This is a genomic window from Rhizobium sp. CB3060 (assembly GCF_025200735.1).
GTDB lineage: Bacteria > Pseudomonadota > Alphaproteobacteria > Rhizobiales > Rhizobiaceae > Rhizobium.
Genome location: NZ_CP104158.1, coordinates 3017501 through 3034241, shown reverse-complemented (window position 1 = coordinate 3034241; position 16741 = coordinate 3017501). Strand labels below are relative to the sequence as shown.

Below are 16741 nucleotides of genomic sequence, written 5' to 3'. Positions count from 1 at the left end.
ATGATGACCTTCAAAGCCGCCGCCATTCAGATGTGCTCCGGTGTCGATCCGGTGAGGAACGCCGCCGACATGGCGCGGCTGGTCCGCGAGGCAGCGGCAAAAGGCGCCGTCTATGTGCAGACGCCGGAAATGACCGGGGCGGTGCAGAAGGATCGGCCGGGCCTGCGGGCGGTGCTGCGTGACGAAGCCAATGATATTATCGTCAAGACGGCCGCGGAGCTGGCCCAGGAGCTTGGCATCTACGTGCATGTCGGCTCGACCGCGATCGCGCTCGATGATGGCAAGATCGCCAATCGCGGCTTTCTCTTCGGCCCCGATGGCAAGCTGCTCAGCCGTTACGACAAGATCCACATGTTCGACGTCGATCTCGACAATGGCGAGAGCTGGCGCGAAAGCGCGGTCTATCGTCCCGGCTCCGAGGCGCGCATCGTGTCGCTGCCCTTTGCCGAGCTCGGTTTCTCCATCTGCTACGACGTGCGCTTCCCGCAGCTCTTCCGCGCCCAGGCCGTTGCAGGCGCCGAAGTGATGACGGTGCCGGCCGCCTTCACCAGACAGACAGGCGAGGCGCATTGGGAAATCCTGCTTAGGGCGCGCGCTATCGAAAACGGCATGTTCGTCATTGCCGCCGCCCAGGCGGGATTGCATGAGGATGGCCGCGAGACCTTTGGTCACTCGATGATCATCGACCCCTGGGGCAAGATACTGGCATCGGCTGGAGGCACGGGCGAGGCAGTTGTCATCGCCGAGATCGACGTCGCCGCTGTCAAATCCGCCCACGACAAAATCCCCAATCTTAAGAATGCGCGCGAATTCTCGCTGGAGAAGATCGCGACGCCGGCGGCTGGAGGCGTCGCTGCTTGATCCGTTATTCGCTGAGATGTGACAGTGCCCATGAGTTCGAGGGCTGGTTTTCGGAAAGCGCCGACTTCGACCGGCAGGTTGCAAGCGGTTTCCTGACCTGCCCCGTCTGCAATTCAGGTGCGATCTCCAAACTTCTGATGGCGCCGTCGGTTTCCACCGCGCGCAAGAAGGAGGAGCTGCAGACGCTTGCCATGGACACTGCGCGCAAGGAAGCCTTGAACAAACTCAAGGAGGCCGTCGACGCCATCAAGGCGAATGCCGAGGACGTCGGCACGAAGTTCCCGGAAGAGGCCCGCAAGATCCACTACGGCGAGGCGGATGCGAGGGGCATCATCGGCAAGGCGACGCCGGACGAGGCGCAGTCGCTGGTCGAAGAGGGCATCGAGATCGCCGCTATCCCGGTATTGCCGGACGATATCAACTGATGCCGCAGCACGGCAAACATCTCGCAATGTATAATTTCGGGCTGCATGTCGCGCCCTATAACAGCCCCGCGGTCGAAGGATTTCGCCTGCGGGAAGCGGCAAACTTTGAGGCTGCCGCCCGCGCCCATGGCTTTATCGGCCGCTCCGGTTACGATGGCGACCCGGGACCGGCATGCTGGGGCAGGCAGGTTTTCCCACGCTTCATCGAAGGCAGTGGCTTTGCGACAGCCCCGTCTTCCCTGTCTCTTTGGACCGATATCGAATCCCTGATGGCTTTCAGCTATAACGGCGTCCACGCCGATGCGCTGAAGCATGCGCGGTACTGGAACGTGAAACAAGATTGGCCGCCGCTGGTTCTATGGTGGGTGGATGCCGATGTCGTTCCGGAATGGAAGGATGGCGTCGAGCGGCTGGAGCGGCTTCACGACGAAGGGCCGAGTGCGGCCGCCTTTTCGTTCAAGCAGCCCTTTGTTGCTGACGGTCGGCCGGCGGCGATCGACCGCGGCAGGGTAAAGGAGATCGCGGCGAAAAATGCTGAGCGCCAGGGTGATTTGCTGGCGTATGTCCTGGCGCTGAAAGCCTAACGCAAAACTCCCAGCTTCCGGCGAGAAGACGATTTCACCCCGCCCGCTTCGCTAGCAGCATATAGTTCACATCCATGTCCTTCGACAGGTTCCATCGGTCCTGCAGCGGCGAATAGAAGACGCCGGTGCGGGCGATGATGTCGAGTCCGTTTGCGGCGAGCGGTTTTTCGATCTCTTCGGGGCGGACAAGCTTCTCATATTGATGCGTGCCGCGCGGCAGCCAGCGCAGGAGGTTTTCGGCGGCGAAGATGGCGAGCGCCGCCGCCTTCATGGTCCGGTTGATGGTGGCGACGAACATCAGGCCGCCGGGGCGCACCATCTTGGCGCAGGTCGAAAGGAAAAACTCGACATCGGCAACATGCTCGACCACTTCCATGTTCAGCACGATATCGAAGGTCTCTCCGGCTTCGGCCAGTTGTTCGGCGGTGACGGCGCGATAGTCGACGGGAACGCCGGAGGCTTTCGCATGTGTTGAGGCGATGCCGATGTTCTTTTCGGAAGGGTCGGCGCCGACGACCGAGGCGCCCATGCGTGCCACGGGCTCCGACAGCAATCCGCCGCCGCAGCCGATATCGAGCACGCGCAGGCCCTCCAGCGGCCGAGCGCTCTTCGGGTCGCGGCCGAAATTCTCGCAGGCATGGTCGCGGATATAGACGAGCCGCACCGGATTGAACTTGTGCAGCGGCTTGAACTTGCCAGTCGGGCTCCACCATTCCGCCGCCATTGCGGAAAAGCGATCCACTTCGCTCTGGTCGATCGTGCTTTTCGCCGCTTCGGTCATGGTCTCGCTCCTTGGTCTACGCTGCGTCACCTGCCTGCACAATTATGCAGGTGACACCCTGGTAGATGTGAAGTCGGACGATCGGAAGCCGATGTCAAGGGTCGGACTGTCTCAGCGGCTATGGGCTGCTATCGTCAGCGCGCCGGAACGAGCATGCGGCGCAGCGTTCCATCTTTCAGCAGAAACTGATGGTAGAGGGCGCCGGCGGCATGCAGGCCGATGAGGATGATGAATGCGGGCTTGCCCAGGCCATGAATATCGCCAAAGGGATCGGAGAAATAATAGGCCAGCAGGCCGGTCAGGGGAACGAGCAGCAGAAGCGCGTAGAATAGCCAATGCGCCGCAGCGGCAAGCTTTACCAACAGTGTGGAGGCGCCGGCAGGCTTGGGCGTTCCGAATGCGACGCGCAAGACAAGGCGCAGAAGAACGAGCAATAGAACTGTGATTCCCACCCAATAATGCGCCGTACCCATCGACACGTCCGCCGACGAAACTTTGGCACCCGTTGCCTGCGCGTCGACCACCGTGGTCATGCTCTCTCCAAACAGGAGCTGAAACAGAACCAATGCGGCAATGATCCAATGCAATGAGATTTGAATAGTGGAATAGCCAAGGGCACGATTTGAAGTCATGAGGGTTGCTCTCTGAAGTTAACGTGCGCGGACTATCCTTTTCCTGTCTGACATGGGCCTGAAGCAGGCATTGCCAGGTTCAATTTTTCATTGTGCCCGGTTTTTGCGACGCTTCACGCCGTTCAAGACGTCAGCCAGCAAAGCAAGGACAAGTGCTACCGCACCACAAAGGAAGATGATGCTGTAATCTTCGCCGGTATGGATGAAGAGATAGGAATAGCCATAGCCGCCGAGCGCCTGGCAAAGAGCGAAAGCCGTCGTTGCTCGGCTCCAGGCTGCGCGTTGGGCGACATGGCTGTGCGGCAGGATTTCGTGGATGCGACCGAGCACCAAGGGTACGATGCCTGGCGTAAAGACGCCGAGCAGCACCGTGGCAAAGCCGACCAGCCAGGGATTGCCGGATGCCGCCAAAATGGCATCGCCGACCGCCTGAAGCAGCAGAGCGCCGCGATAGGCGGAGGCGAAGCCGATGCGGTCGGCAGCATAGCCGGTCAATACCGGACCGGTAATGGCGGCAACGCCATAGAGCACCCAGCAGGCCGCGCCGATATCGGCGCCGCGGCCGAGACCGCGGGCGATATAATCGACCAGCAGCACCATGACGGGCACGAGGCCGAGGGCATTGGCGGCATATTGGCCATAGAGGATGCGCAGCGACCATTTAGTCTTTGCGGCGGGATGATGGTGGGTTGCCGCGTGTGCAGCCGGTAGCGGCGGATTGGTCGCCGGCCAGCCGAACCAACTGACGACGGTCAGGATGAGCGACAGGACCCCAAGACCGATCCAGGTTTCGCGAAGACCGAGACGCAGCAATGCGGGCACCAGGGTACCCGAGGCGGCGATGCCGAGACCGAGGCCGAGGAAAATCATGCCGCTGACAAAGCCGCGGCGGGCGACCGGGATGTGCGGCAGGATGCTGGTCGCGACCAACACCATGATGGCGCCGCCGGCAAGACCGGAGAGGAAACGCCAGGCAAAGAACCAGGTGACGGAAACTGGGAAGGCGCAGGCGAAAAAGGCGGCGGTCGCGGCGACCATCAGCAGCCGTAGCGCCAGACGATTACCAAGGCCGGCAGCTAATGGCCGCCCGAGCAACGCACCGGCGAGGTATCCGGCAAAATTGGCAGCGCCGAGCGTCACCGTATCGCCAGCCGAAAACCAGTGCGCGCTAATGAGCGGCGGGATGAGCGGCGTATAGGCGAAGCGGGCGAGACCGATGGCGACGAGGCTGCCGCAGAGGCCGGCGATGGTGGCATACCAGGCGCCTGCGGTAAGGGACGCTGGCTCGGTAGTGGAAAGAGACTGGCTCAAATGACGTAAGGGGGCGGACATGGCGCAAAAGCTTCCCTGTTCGGAGCGGGCTTTGCCGCCTCCGGTTTCGATGTTTCCTAAAGAGAGGGGTTATGGAGGAGGCTTATCCATCCGGATTGCTTCCAGGCAGCGGCCAGGGCAAGGTCAGCATGGCCATTGCCGGCCGCAGGATGCCGTCCAGCAGTTCGCGCTCGGGACGGACGCGGACAAGGGCGCGCAAACCGAACTGTACGGAGAGCAGCAGTTTGGCGACGTCCTCCGGTGGCAGGTTTGCGGGAATTTCACCGTTTTTCTGGGCGGCGATGATTGAACGAAGAAAAAAGGCTTCGATCTCGGCCGTCTCGTCGGCAACGACACGCCGCATTTCCGGATCGTCGGAACGCGCCTCCAGGGTCGTGTTGACCAGCATGCAGCCGCGATGTTCGGTATCGGCAAGGGAACGCTCGACCACTTCCTGGAAGTAGCCGACAATGCTAAAGCCCGGCGAATAGGCTGCCTCCATCCGTGCGATGCGGGCATGCAGGTTCCGGTCGAGATAGTGCTTCAGTGCCCTCAGATAGAGGCCGCGCTTGTCACCAAAAGCATTGTAGAGGCTCGCATGCGTCAACCCCATGCGGTCGGTCAGATCGCGAGTCGAGGTTGCCTCGTAACCCTTCGACCAGAATATTTCGCCGGCTGCTTCCAGAACGTTATCCTCATCAAATTGCCGGGGTCTTGCCATGGGAGTTCTCGCAATCTGCTCGCAGTCGAATAATTCTGGAGCGTTTGCTCCATAACGAGATATAGAGCATACGCTCTAAAATGACAAGTGGATCAGTCATCCTGCATTACCGAGGAGGGTGCGCTCCTCAACAGGCTCTGGTCGAGCCTGAAGGTGAACTATTAAGTGCGAAGGCTTGAAAGCCGACTGGTCGGCACTATTGCACCCGCCCGCCAAACTCGTTAAGAGACGCCCCCATTGAGATCAGGCTTTTCCGGCTAATGGACCGGAAGGGCGATTTTGCATGCCGGGCCTACACCATTTCGACCGCCCGGCGCTGGTACTGGTAGAGGCACATGGCACGTATCGTGATGAAATTCGGCGGGACATCCGTCGCGGATCTGGACCGTATCAAGAATGTCGCCCGCCATGTAAAACGCGAGGTCGATGCGGGCCACGAGGTCGCAGTCGTCGTTTCCGCCATGTCCGGCAAGACCAACGAACTGGTCGGCTGGGTGCAGAATACGCCCAAGGTCGCCGGTGCCGACCACTCGATCTATGATGCTCGCGAATATGATGCTGTCGTCGCTTCCGGCGAGCAGGTGACCTCCGGACTGCTAGCGATCGCGCTGCAGGCGATGGGCATCAATGCCCGCTCCTGGCAGGGCTGGCAGATCCCGATCCGCACCGACAACGCCCATGGCGCGGCGCGCATTCTCGAAATCGATGGCGGCGAAATGGTCCGCCGCATGCAAGAGGGCCAGGTGGCCGTCGTCGCCGGCTTCCAGGGTCTGGGGCCCGACAATCGGGTTTCGACGCTCGGTCGCGGCGGTTCCGATACATCGGCGGTGGCGATCGCCGCGGCCGTGAAGGCTGATCGCTGCGATATCTATACCGATGTCGATGGCGTCTACACGACCGACCCGCGCATCGAGCCGAAGGCGCGGCGTCTGAAGAAGATCGCCTTCGAAGAAATGCTGGAAATGGCCTCGCTCGGCGCCAAGGTGCTGCAGGTGCGCTCTGTCGAACTGGCCATGGTCTTTAAGGTTCGCACCTTCGTGCGCTCCTCTTTTGAAGATCCCGATGCTCCGGGCATGGGCGATCTGCTCAACCCGCCCGGAACGCTGATTTGTGACGAGGAAGAAATCGTGGAACAGGAAGTAGTCACCGGCATTGCCTATGCCAAGGATGAAGCCCAGATCTCGCTGCGCCGTCTTGCCGACCGGCCGGGCGTCTCCGCTGCGATCTTCGGGCCGTTGGCCGAAAGCCACATCAACGTCGACATGATCGTCCAGAACATCTCCGAGGACGGTTCCAAGACCGATATGACCTTCACGGTTCCTTCGGGCGATGTCGAAAAGGCGCTGCGCGTTCTCGGCGAAAACAAGGACAAGATCGGCTACGACGTTATCCAAAACGAATCAGGTCTCGTCAAAGTCTCGGTCATCGGCATTGGCATGCGTTCGCACGCTGGCGTTGCTGCGACCGCTTTCCGGGCACTTGCCGAAAAAGGCATCAACATCAAGGCCATTACGACGTCGGAAATCAAGATTTCCATCCTAATCGACGGTCCTTATGCAGAACTGGCAGTCAGGACTTTGCATTCCTGCTACGGTCTGGATAAGAGTTGATTCAGGACTGCTGACGACGGACCGCAACGGAGGCGAGTTTCGGCCGGCCCTGACGTGGGCAAGTCTGGCAATATCTTGATTCAGGAGCTAGAGACGCAATGAGAGACCTATCCGGCGGTCCACGCGTTCTGCTCAAGCGGCTGCGCGAACTCATGGCGGAGCCGCTGGAGCCGCAAGAGCGTCTTGACCGGATCGTCCGCCAGATCGCCAGCAACATGGTCGCGGAAGTCTGCTCGGTCTACGTGTTGCGCGCCGATGGTGTGCTCGAGCTTTACGCCACCGAAGGTCTGAAAAAAGAAGCCGTCCATCTGTCGCAACTGAAGATGGGCCAAGGTCTCGTCGGCACGATCGCCGCTTCCGCTCAACCGCTCAATCTTTCCGACGCGCAGTCGCATCCCGCCTTCCGCTACCTGCCGGAAACCGGTGAAGAGGTCTACCACTCCTTCCTCGGCGTGCCGATCCTGCGCACGGGCCGCTCGCTCGGCGTTCTCGTCGTCCAGAACAAGGCGAGCCGCAACTATCGCGAGGAAGAGCTCGAAGCGCTCGAAACGACGGCGATGGTACTGGCGGAAATGATCGCCACCGGCGAGCTGAAGAAGATCACCAAGCCGGGCCTCGAACTCGATCTCACCCGCTCCGTCACCATCGACGGCGACAGCTATAATGAAGGCATCGGCCTCGGCTATGTCGTGCTGCACGAGCCACGCATCGTCGTTACCAATCTCCTGAACGAGGATACCGAGAAAGAAATCCGCCGTCTCGCGGATGCGCTTGGCTCCCTGCGCATCTCGATTGACGACATGCTGTCGCGCCGTGACGTTTCGATGGAAGGCGAGCATCGCGAGGTGCTGGAAACCTACCGCATGTTTGCCCACGACCAGGGCTGGGTGCGCAAGCTGGAAGAGGCCGTCCGCAACGGCCTGACCGCGGAAGCCGCGGTCGAGAAGGTGCAGAGCGATACCAAGGCGCGGATGATGCGCCTGACCGATCCTTATCTGCGCGAGCGCATGCATGACTTCGAGGATCTGGCGAACCGGCTGCTCAGGCAGTTGATCGGCTATTCCGGCCGCACCGCCGCCGAGGGTTTCCCGAACGATGCGATCATCTTTGCGCGCGCCATGGGTGCCGCCGAGCTGCTTGACTATCCCCGCGCCAATATTCGCGGTCTGGTGCTGGAAGAGGGCGCCGTCACCAGCCATGTCGTCATCGTCGCCCGCGCCATGGGCATCCCGGTCGTCGGCCAAGCGGCGGGGGTGGTGGCGCTTGCCGAAAACGGCGATCCCGTCATCATCGACGGCGATGGCGGCCATGTGCACCTGCGGCCGATGGCCGATCATCAGCGCTCCTACGAGGAAAAGGTGCGCTTCCGCGCCCGCCGGCAGGAACAGTTCCGGGCGCTCCGTTCCGTCGAACCGGTCACCAAGGACGGGCAGCGCATTTCGCTTCTGATGAATGCCGGTCTGCTGGTCGACCTGCCGCAGCTTGCCGAATCCGGCGCGGAAGGCATCGGCCTCTTCCGTACCGAATTGCAGTTCATGATCGCGTCGACCATGCCGAAAGCGGAGGAGCAGGAAGCTTTCTACCGCAATGTCATGAAGCAGGCGGGTGGCCACGTCGTTACCTTCAGGACGCTCGATATCGGCGGCGACAAGGTCGTGCCCTATTTCCGCGCCCATGAGGAAGAGAATCCGGCGCTCGGCTGGCGCGCCATTCGCCTGTCGCTCGATCGGCCCGGCCTGCTGCGCACGCAGTTGCGCGCTATGCTGAAGGCGGCCGCTGATAGCGAGTTGAAGATGATGGTGCCAATGGTCACGGAAGTTTCCGAGATCGAAGCGGTGCGCGAGCTCGTGCAGAAGGAAGTGCAGCATCTGTCGCGCTTCGGCCATAGCCTGCCGCGGAAGCTGCAGTTCGGTGCGATGCTGGAAGTGCCGGCGCTGTTGTGGCAGTTGGACGAGCTGATGGCGGCGGTCGACTTCGTCTCGGTCGGCTCCAACGATCTCTTCCAGTTCTCGATGGCGGTCGATCGCGGCAATGCGCGCGTCGCGGACCGTTTCGATCCGCTTGGACGCCCATTCCTGCGCATCTTGCGGGACATCGTGCGTGCCGGCGAGCGCAACAAGACGCCGGTGACGCTTTGCGGCGAACTTGCCGGCAAGACAATTTCGGCCATGGCGCTGCTGGGCGTCGGTTTCCGCTCGGTGTCGATGTCGCCGGCATCCATCGGTCCGGTCAAGGCGATGCTGCTGGGTCTCGACCTCCAGGCATTGACCGAGGTGATGGAAGAGGCGCTGAACGACACGCGTCCGACAACCTCTATGCGCGATATTCTTGCCCGCTTCGCCGAGAGCCACAATATTCCATTGTAGAACAGAACGAATAAGAAGAATCGGAGCGTGGGGTGGCGAATCTTCCCATTGAAAAAATGCGCGAATTGGAGCGCCGTTTCGGCGAGATCGAAGCGCGTATGTCGGCGGGGCCGTCAGCGGACGTCTATGTGAAGCTTGCTTCCGAATATTCCGAATTGCAGCCGGTCGTCACCAAGATCCGCGACTACGAGAAGGCGATCGCCGAGGCTTCGGATCTCGAAACCATGCTTGCCGACAAGTCGGTCGACCGCGAGATGCGGGATCTTGCCGAGATGGAACTGCCGGAGGTCAAGGAGCGGATCGAGACGCTGGAGAAAGACATCCAGATCCTGCTGCTGCCGAAGGATGCCGCCGATGAGAAGAGCGCGATCCTGGAAATTCGCGCCGGCACTGGCGGTTCCGAAGCAGCCCTTTTCGCCGGCGATCTTTTCCGGATGTACGAGCGCTTCGCGGCGAACAATGGCTGGAAGGTCGAAATCCTCTCGGCCAGCGAAGGCGAGGCAGGCGGCTACAAGGAAATCATCGCCACGATTAGCGGCAAGGGCGTATTCTCGCGGCTGAAATTCGAATCCGGTGTGCATCGCGTGCAGCGTGTTCCGGAAACCGAGGCGGGCGGTCGCATCCATACATCGGCGGCAACCGTGGCCGTGCTGCCTGAGGCCGAGGAAATCGATATTGAAATCCGTCCCGAGGATATCCGCATCGATACCATGCGCTCCTCCGGTGCCGGCGGCCAGCACGTCAACACAACGGACTCGGCGGTACGCATCACCCATCTTCCCTCCGGGATCGTGGTGACAAGTTCGGAAAAATCGCAGCATCAAAACCGCGCCAAGGCGATGCAGGTGCTGCGGTCGCGCCTCTTCGACATGGAGCGCCAGCGCGCCGACAGTGAAAGGTCCGCCGACCGCAAGAGCCAGGTCGGTTCCGGTGACCGCTCCGAGCGCATCCGCACCTATAATTTCCCGCAGGGCCGCGTCACTGACCACCGCATCAACCTGACACTCTATAAGCTCGATCGCATGATGGAGGGCGAGATCGACGAGGTGGTCGACGCGCTTCTGGCGGATTATCAGGCGAGCCAGCTCGCCCAGCTCGGCGAACAGGCATGACGAGCGGGCAGGGGCCGACCATCGCTGAGCTTTTCCAGGAGGTGCGTGCCCGGTTTATCGAGGCCGATCTCGATGATCCCGCCACCGAGGCGCGCATCCTCGTCGGCGGCCTTCTCGATCTTTCGTCGACCGAGCTCGTCACCCGCGGTTCCGAGAGGGTGGCACCGGATCGCGTGGAAACGGCGCGGGCGGCGGTGGTGCGGCGGCTCAATCACGAGCCGGTGCATCGTATCCTGGGCGAACGGGAATTCTACGGCCTGCCGTTGAAGCTCTCGCCGGCAACGCTCGAGCCGCGGCCCGATACGGAAATCTTGGTCGATACCGTCCTTCCGTATGCGCGACGTCTTGCATTAGAGCTCGGGAATATCCATATACTCGACATCGGAACGGGAACCGGGGCCATCTGCCTCGCTTTGCTCCACGAATGTCCGCAGGCGACAGGCATAGGTTCCGATATTTCTGGCGAAGCTTTGGAAACGGCGCGGGCGAATGCAGCGCGTAATGGCTTGGCAACACGGTTTGAAACTGTGCAGGGAAGTTGGTTTGAAGCCATCCACGGTCGATTTCACGTGATTGTCTCAAATCCGCCCTATATTGAGTCCAGGATCATTTCCACCCTCGCTCCAGAAGTAAAGAATTTCGATCCTCCGGCAGCTCTCGACGGTGGCCTAGATGGGCTCGATGCATACAGAGCAATCGCAAAGGATGCGGCGCGGTTTCTACACCGAGATGGTATTGTCGGAGTTGAAATCGGTCATGATCAGCGCAAAACGGTGACTTCGGTTTTTGAAGGAGCAGGATTTTTCCTAATCGACGCAGTTCGGGACTACGGTCATAACGACCGAGTTCTCGTGTTTAAACATCAAGATTGACGCGACAATTTGCTGCAGGTCCAAGGGACCTTGTTGTTATCGCAAAGAAAAGGCTTGGATTTCCTGAGGAAGCAATATAGGTTGCGCTCACGCGTTGGGCGGCTGGGAATAGGCGAGACGATTCGCCTCTCTTGGACAGCCTCGGGGATCCACTCTCTGATAAGAGTGTCAAAGGTTGAAGATAACCCAATGCGTGATCAGTTAATCTGACGTAGTCGAGCGGCAGACGGGCGCTTAAGGCGCGGTTTGCTTGCGGCACGCAGGCCCTGGCTTGGAAGGTTCCGGCCACGGCGGCAGGTGCCGTGCATAATTTCATCCCAACGAAGAGAATTCAGGTGAAGGATCTATGAGGCCAGGACAGCAGAACAAGCGCGGTCGGGGGCGTGGCAACAACGGCGGCGGCGGCGGAAATAACAATAACAATAATTTCAACCGCAAGGGCTCGAACCCGCTGACCAGGACTTACGACAGCTCCGGTCCAGATGTGAAAATTCGCGGAACCGCGCAGCATATTGCCGAGAAGTATTCAGCTCTCGCCCGCGATGCGCAAAGCTCCGGCGACCGCGTCATGGCGGAAAACTATCTCCAGCACGCTGAACACTATAATCGGATCATTGCCAGCGCCCAGGCGCAGATGCAGGAGCGCTATCAGCGCGATGAGCATCATAACTACAACGATCGTGACAACGCCGATCGCGACATCGATGACATCGATGCGAACGAGATGGACGACCAGCCGCAGATGGCTCAGCCTCAGGCGCGTCAGCAGCCTGCCCCCGCCGTTGCCGCGGCTCCGGCTCCCGAGCCGGAAGTCATCGATGGTACCGGCCCGCAGCCGGTGATCGAGGGTATCCCGGCCGAGGTGGCGATCGAAGAAGAGACGCCTGCCGCTGCGACCGAGCGCCAGCCGCGCCGCCGCAACGCCGGCAACCGCCCCCGCCGCCAGCCGCGCCGCAGCGCCGATGGCGAAGGCAAGGGCGAAGCCGCTCCGAGCGATGCGCCGGCTTTGGCAGACGCTGCCTCGGAATAAGAACCGCTTGAGTGAACAGGTGGCTGCGACATCAGTCCCAGCCCCTAATCAAAATGTGGAATACCAACAGTCGCAAAGTCGGTCGCAGAACCTCGACTTTGCGACTGTTTTTTGTTTTGCGCTACCGGTCGGCCTTGCCTCGCATCCTCTGTGAGGACGCTATCCGTTAGATTTGTCTTTCCATGAAGATGGTAATGGGCTGCAGGCTCGGTGGAACCGAGCGGAAGTGGCCGCTTCTTTTAAAGCCAAAGGCATCGTACAGGGCTATGGCCTCGCTCATAAACGTCACCGTCTCCAGACGCACAGTCGTGTATCCATCATTGCGGATCGCGGCCAAGCAGGCCGTCATCAGGCTCCTTGCAACGCCTTTGCCGCGTGCCTCCGGGCGAACATACATTTTCTGCAGTTCTGCAATGCCGTCATCTGATTTCGAGTAGCCGGCACACCCTGCAATGCTTTCGCCCATGCGCGCCAGAAAGAAACCCGCATCGCGGTCGTTGAACTTTTTCATCAGGGTTTCGGGTGTGTGCCCATAGATATATTCGATCAGCTCGGAATCTGGCACCCCGAACTTACGAGACTGTTCCGCGTCCCATTTGCTCATGGCATCGATAAGCGCGTGTGCTTCTTCGAAATCGGCCAAGGAATTTATCGTGCGGATTTCCATCAACTTGTCCCCCAGGTGTTAGACGTACCTCTTCTGAAAAATGCTCGGCATGAGAAACTCACTCAGGCTTTTCCAAAAGGCAAGTTGGCAGGGTTAGCAGCGGGGATGACTGCGGGTTTTTCATTTCTGCTGCTCTTTAAACTTTTCAAAGCTCCTCCCATATTCTTCCCAGTTGCTTCGCCGCAAATCCCAATAAGCGGCGGGCGGGGTCTGCCTTTTCAGGGGGCTCAATCTCAGTCATCGGTCTGTGCCATTAAGGGCAGGGCGATTCATGGAGGTCCGATATGAATATTGAAAAATACTCCGAGCGGGTGCGTGGCTTTTTGCAATCCGCGCAGACCAGTGCGCTGGCGCAGGGTCACCAGCAATTCACTCCCGAACATGTGCTGAAGGTGCTTCTGGACGACGATCAGGGCATGGCTGCGTCGTTGATCGAACGTGCCGGAGGCGATGCCAAGGCCGCGCGTCTTGCCAATGACGCCGCACTTGCCAAATTGCCGAAAGTGTCCGGTGGCGATGGCCAGGTTTACCTTTCCCAGCCGCTCGCCAAGGTGTTCACCACGGCCGAAGATGCCGCAAAGAAGGCCGGCGATAGTTTCGTCACCGTCGAACGCCTGTTGCAGGCCTTGGCGATGGAGCCTTCGGCATCGACGTCAGCCGCTTTGAAGAAGGCCGGCGTTACACCCCTCGGGCTCAATCAGGTCATCAATGACATTCGCAAGGGCCGCACCGCTGATTCCGCCAATGCGGAACAGGGCTTCGACTCCTTGAAGAAATATGCCCGCGACCTCACTGGCGAGGCTCGCGAGGGCAAGCTCGATCCGGTGATCGGCCGCGACGACGAAATCCGCCGCACCATCCAGGTCCTCTCTCGCCGCACAAAGAATAATCCGGTTCTGATCGGCGAACCCGGCGTCGGCAAGACGGCGATCGTCGAAGGCCTGGCGTTGCGCATCGTCAACGGCGATGTGCCTGAATCGCTGAAGGACAAGAAGCTGATGGCGCTCGACATGGGCGCGTTGATTGCCGGTGCGAAGTTCCGTGGTGAATTCGAAGAGCGGCTGAAGGCCGTGCTCAACGAGGTGCAGTCGGAAAACGGCGAGATCATCCTCTTCATCGACGAGATGCATACCTTGGTCGGTGCCGGCAAGGCCGATGGTGCCATGGATGCGTCGAACCTCTTGAAGCCCGCGCTTGCCCGCGGCGAGCTGCATTGCGTCGGCGCGACCACGCTCGATGAATACCGCAAGCATGTCGAGAAGGATCCGGCGCTCGCTCGTCGTTTCCAGCCGGTCATGGTCGAGGAGCCGACGGTCGAGGACACGATCTCGATCCTGCGTGGCCTCAAGGAAAAATACGAGCAGCACCACAAGGTCCGCATCGCCGATGCCGCCCTGGTGGCCGCCGCAACCTTGTCGAACCGCTATATCACCGACCGCTTCCTGCCGGACAAGGCCATCGACCTGATGGACGAAGCCGCCGCGCGCCTGCGCATGCAGGTGGATTCGAAGCCCGAAGAACTCGACGAACTCGATCGCCGCATCATCCAGCTCAAGATCGAGCGCGAAGCGCTGAAGAAGGAGACCGACCAGTCCTCGGCCGACCGGCTGAAGCGGCTGGAGACCGACCTGGCTACGCTTGAAGAGGAGGCCGATGCGCTGACCGCACGCTGGCAGGCCGAAAAGCAGAAGCTGGGCCTTGCCGCCGATCTGAAGAAAAAGCTCGACGAAGCCCGCAACGAACTGGCAATCGCCCAGCGGAAGGGTGAATTCCAGCGCGCCGGCGAGCTTGCCTATGGCGTGATCCCGAACCTGGAGAAGGATCTCCAGGCTGCCGAAGAGCAGGACGGAGGTCGCGATTCCATGGTGCAGGAAGTCGTCACCGCCGACAATATCGCCCATGTCGTCTCCCGCTGGACCGGGATTCCCGTGGACAAGATGCTGGAAGGCGAACGCGACAAGCTGCTTCGGATGGAAGACGAACTCGCCAGGTGGGTCGTCGGTCAGGGTGATGCTGTCCAGGCGGTATCGCGCGCCGTTCGCCGCTCGCGTGCGGGTCTGCAGGATCCGAACCGCCCGATCGGCTCGTTCATCTTCCTCGGCCCGACCGGCGTCGGCAAGACGGAGCTCACCAAGGCGCTTGCCCGCTTCCTCTTCGACGACGAGACGGCGATGGTGCGCATGGATATGTCCGAGTACATGGAGAAGCACTCCGTTGCTCGGCTGATCGGCGCTCCTCCCGGCTATGTGGGCTATGAGGAGGGCGGCGCGCTGACCGAATCCGTCCGCCGCCGGCCCTATCAGGTCGTGCTGTTCGACGAGATCGAGAAGGCGCATCCCGATGTCTTCAACGTCCTGCTGCAGGTTCTGGACGACGGGCGCTTGACGGACGGCCAGGGCCGCACGGTCGATTTCCGCAATACCATGATCATCATGACCTCGAACCTCGGCGCCGAATACCTGACGCAATTGAAGGAAGGGGATGACAGCGACCTGGTGCGTGAGCAGGTGATGGATGTGGTGCGGTCGCATTTCCGGCCGGAGTTCCTGAACCGAGTCGACGAGATCATCCTGTTCCATCGCCTGAAGCGCGAAGAGATGGGGGCGATCGTCAACATCCAACTGGAGCGGCTCTTGAAGCTGTTGTCGGAGCGCAAGATCGCGCTCGAGCTCGACGACGATGCCCGCAATTGGCTGGCTAACAAGGGGTACGATCCGGTTTACGGCGCACGGCCGCTGAAGCGGGTGATCCAGAAATATGTCCAGGACCCGCTCGCCGAACAAATCCTCTCGGGTCAAGTGCCGGATGGATCGGTGGTCAAGGTCACCAGTGGCTCCGACCGATTGCTCTTCCGAGCACGCCAGGCGGTCAGCGAAGCGGCGTAAGCGGCTGCTTCAGAATATAAACTCAGATGGCGGCTTTCGGGTCGCCATTTCGTTTTTGAGGCAAGGCTGCGGACGATGCCGTTGGTGAGCTGATTGTTCTGCTGAGACGCAGCGTCACTTGAAATTCCCGGTTGCCATCGCGATGGCCGAAGGGCGGTTAAGGATCAATCCTTGCTTGCGACCTGATTCGATTTCTCGTCACTCAGGAGCGTGTCGATACGCTTGCGCTCGTCCTCGAATTTGGCGAGCGCCTCGCCGTCCAAGGACTTGCCGCCGGGCAGGCGGACGCGCAAGGGATCGACCTTGGTGCCGTTGACGATCAGCTCGTAATGCAGGTGCGGCCCGGTTGCGAGACCGGTCGAACCGATGAAGCCGATGACCTGGCCCTGTACCACCTTCGCGCCCGGTACGATGCCCTTGGCTATTGCGCTTTGGTGGTTGTAGGAGGAGACATAGCCGTTGGCGTGGCGGATCAATGTCTGGTTGCCGAAGCCGCCGGAATCCCAGCCGGCCTTTTCAACGACCCCGTTGCCGGCGGCGATGATCGGCGTGCCGCGCGGTGCGGCCCAATCGGCGCCGGTGTGCATGCGCGCAAACCCGAGGATCGGGTGGCGGCGCATGCCGAAGCCGGATTTGAAGATGCCGGTCGGGACGGGATTGCGCAGCAGGAATTGACGGATGCTCTTGCCGTTTTCGTCGAAATAATCGATCGAGTGATCGGCCGGATCTTCGAAACGATAGAAGCGGGTGACAGTGTCGCCGAATTTGGCGTTGACGTAGAGCAATTCGGAATCAGCGCTTGCCTGGCCGTTTTCGTCGGCAACGGAGAAGAAGGCTTCAAGTGAATCCGTCGGCTTCAACTGTGCCTGGAAATCAACGTTGCT

Annotated in this window: 15 protein-coding genes (1 of these 15 only partly in view); 9 read left to right on the top strand and 6 right to left on the bottom strand. The window is 60.6% G+C overall.

What is annotated here, in order from left to right:
- Nucleotides 1-3 precede the first annotated feature (3 nt).
- Genes N2601_RS14610 through N2601_RS14600 form a run of 3 tightly spaced genes read left to right on the top strand, consistent with a single transcriptional unit; the run spans nt 4 to nt 1870 of the window.
- Nucleotides 4-861, top strand: coding sequence for a carbon-nitrogen hydrolase family protein (locus N2601_RS14610; RefSeq protein ID WP_104824483.1), 858 nt, complete (start codon nt 4-6; stop codon nt 859-861).
- Nucleotides 858-1286 carry a DUF1178 family protein gene (locus N2601_RS14605; RefSeq protein ID WP_104824482.1) on the top strand — a complete coding sequence of 143 codons (429 nt, stop codon included), beginning with the start codon at nt 858-860 and terminating at the stop codon, nt 1284-1286. The genes N2601_RS14610 and N2601_RS14605 overlap by 4 nt, the downstream gene beginning before the upstream one ends.
- The gene (locus tag N2601_RS14600) at nt 1286-1870 is read left to right on the top strand and encodes a DUF3291 domain-containing protein (RefSeq protein ID WP_104824481.1); all 585 of its coding nucleotides are present in this window, start codon (nt 1286-1288) and stop codon (nt 1868-1870) included. Before N2601_RS14605 ends, N2601_RS14600 begins: the two co-directional genes overlap by 1 nt.
- A gap of 34 nt (nt 1871-1904) precedes the next feature.
- Here N2601_RS14600 and ubiG read toward each other — a convergent pair whose 3' ends face one another.
- The 4 genes from ubiG to N2601_RS14580 all read right to left on the bottom strand — a co-directional run bounded on the left by ubiG (nt 1905) and on the right by N2601_RS14580 (nt 5315).
- Nucleotides 1905-2651 carry a bifunctional 2-polyprenyl-6-hydroxyphenol methylase/3-demethylubiquinol 3-O-methyltransferase UbiG gene (ubiG, locus tag N2601_RS14595; protein ID WP_104824480.1) on the bottom strand — a complete coding sequence of 249 codons (747 nt, stop codon included), beginning with the start codon at nt 2649-2651 and terminating at the stop codon, nt 1905-1907.
- Nucleotides 2652-2785: 134 nt separating this feature from the next.
- Nucleotides 2786-3283 (bottom strand): cytochrome b, encoded by a 498-nt coding sequence (locus N2601_RS14590; protein ID WP_104824479.1) that lies wholly within the window; start codon nt 3281-3283, stop codon nt 2786-2788.
- Between the two features lie 87 nt (nt 3284-3370).
- Complete coding sequence (locus N2601_RS14585; protein ID WP_104824478.1) at nt 3371-4615, bottom strand: YbfB/YjiJ family MFS transporter; 1245 nt, start codon at nt 4613-4615, stop codon at nt 3371-3373.
- Nucleotides 4616-4697: 82 nt separating this feature from the next.
- Nucleotides 4698-5315 carry a TetR/AcrR family transcriptional regulator gene (locus N2601_RS14580; RefSeq protein ID WP_104824477.1) on the bottom strand — a complete coding sequence of 206 codons (618 nt, stop codon included), beginning with the start codon at nt 5313-5315 and terminating at the stop codon, nt 4698-4700.
- Between the two features lie 335 nt (nt 5316-5650).
- On the opposite strand from N2601_RS14580, the gene N2601_RS14575 reads away from it, so the two are divergent.
- The 5 genes from N2601_RS14575 (at nt 5651) to N2601_RS14555 (ending at nt 12305) form a co-directional block, all read left to right on the top strand.
- A complete protein-coding gene (locus tag N2601_RS14575) occupies nt 5651-6925 on the top strand; it encodes an aspartate kinase (protein ID WP_104824476.1) in 1275 nt (424 codons plus the stop codon).
- Between the two features lie 98 nt (nt 6926-7023).
- The gene (gene ptsP, locus N2601_RS14570; RefSeq protein WP_104824475.1) at nt 7024-9291 is read left to right on the top strand and encodes a phosphoenolpyruvate--protein phosphotransferase; all 2268 of its coding nucleotides are present in this window, start codon (nt 7024-7026) and stop codon (nt 9289-9291) included.
- 32 nt (nt 9292-9323) lie between these two features.
- Nucleotides 9324-10403, top strand: a complete 1080-nt coding sequence (gene prfA, locus N2601_RS14565; RefSeq protein ID WP_104824474.1) for a peptide chain release factor 1 — start codon at nt 9324-9326, stop codon at nt 10401-10403.
- The gene (gene prmC / locus N2601_RS14560; RefSeq protein WP_104824473.1) at nt 10400-11275 is read left to right on the top strand and encodes a peptide chain release factor N(5)-glutamine methyltransferase; all 876 of its coding nucleotides are present in this window, start codon (nt 10400-10402) and stop codon (nt 11273-11275) included. The genes prfA and prmC overlap by 4 nt, the downstream gene beginning before the upstream one ends.
- Before the next feature lie 346 nt (nt 11276-11621).
- Nucleotides 11622-12305, top strand: a complete 684-nt coding sequence (locus N2601_RS14555; RefSeq protein WP_104824472.1) for a DUF4167 domain-containing protein — start codon at nt 11622-11624, stop codon at nt 12303-12305.
- Nucleotides 12306-12471: 166 nt separating this feature from the next.
- Here N2601_RS14555 and N2601_RS14550 read toward each other — a convergent pair whose 3' ends face one another.
- The gene (locus N2601_RS14550; RefSeq protein WP_104824471.1) at nt 12472-12972 is read right to left on the bottom strand and encodes a GNAT family N-acetyltransferase; all 501 of its coding nucleotides are present in this window, start codon (nt 12970-12972) and stop codon (nt 12472-12474) included.
- 284 nt (nt 12973-13256) lie between these two features.
- On the opposite strand from N2601_RS14550, the gene clpB reads away from it, so the two are divergent.
- A complete protein-coding gene (clpB, locus tag N2601_RS14545) occupies nt 13257-15857 on the top strand; it encodes an ATP-dependent chaperone ClpB (protein ID WP_260303170.1) in 2601 nt (866 codons plus the stop codon).
- A 164-nt stretch (nt 15858-16021) separates the two neighbouring features.
- Here the strand turns inward: clpB and N2601_RS14540 are convergent, their stop codons facing one another.
- A protein-coding gene (locus tag N2601_RS14540; protein ID WP_104824469.1) for a M23 family metallopeptidase crosses the window boundary here: on the bottom strand, nt 16022-16741 show its 3' portion. Its footprint extends 1230 nt past the window's final position; 720 of the gene's 1950 nt are visible here — the last part of the coding sequence; its start codon lies beyond the right edge, outside the window — the gene reads right to left on this strand; its stop codon occupies nt 16022-16024.

Excerpts from the sequence above, each read along its gene's own strand:
- N2601_RS14610 (WP_104824483.1), top strand. The coding sequence starts at position 4 with ATGACCTTCAAAGCCGCCGCCATTCAGATGTGCTCCGGTGTCGATCCG.
- N2601_RS14600 (WP_104824481.1), top strand. The coding sequence starts at position 1,286 with ATGCCGCAGCACGGCAAACATCTCGCAATGTATAATTTCGGGCTGCAT.
- ubiG (WP_104824480.1), bottom strand. The coding sequence starts at position 2,651 with ATGACCGAAGCGGCGAAAAGCACGATCGACCAGAGCGAAGTGGATCGC.
- N2601_RS14590 (WP_104824479.1), bottom strand. The coding sequence starts at position 3,283 with ATGACTTCAAATCGTGCCCTTGGCTATTCCACTATTCAAATCTCATTG.
- N2601_RS14585 (WP_104824478.1), bottom strand. The coding sequence starts at position 4,615 with ATGTCCGCCCCCTTACGTCATTTGAGCCAGTCTCTTTCCACTACCGAG.
- N2601_RS14580 (WP_104824477.1), bottom strand. The coding sequence starts at position 5,315 with ATGGCAAGACCCCGGCAATTTGATGAGGATAACGTTCTGGAAGCAGCC.
- N2601_RS14575 (WP_104824476.1), top strand. The coding sequence starts at position 5,651 with ATGGCACGTATCGTGATGAAATTCGGCGGGACATCCGTCGCGGATCTG.
- ptsP (WP_104824475.1), top strand. The coding sequence starts at position 7,024 with ATGAGAGACCTATCCGGCGGTCCACGCGTTCTGCTCAAGCGGCTGCGC.
- prmC (WP_104824473.1), top strand. The coding sequence starts at position 10,400 with ATGACGAGCGGGCAGGGGCCGACCATCGCTGAGCTTTTCCAGGAGGTG.
- N2601_RS14555 (WP_104824472.1), top strand. The coding sequence starts at position 11,622 with ATGAGGCCAGGACAGCAGAACAAGCGCGGTCGGGGGCGTGGCAACAAC.
- N2601_RS14550 (WP_104824471.1), bottom strand. The coding sequence starts at position 12,972 with ATGGAAATCCGCACGATAAATTCCTTGGCCGATTTCGAAGAAGCACAC.
- clpB (WP_260303170.1), top strand. The coding sequence starts at position 13,257 with ATGAATATTGAAAAATACTCCGAGCGGGTGCGTGGCTTTTTGCAATCC.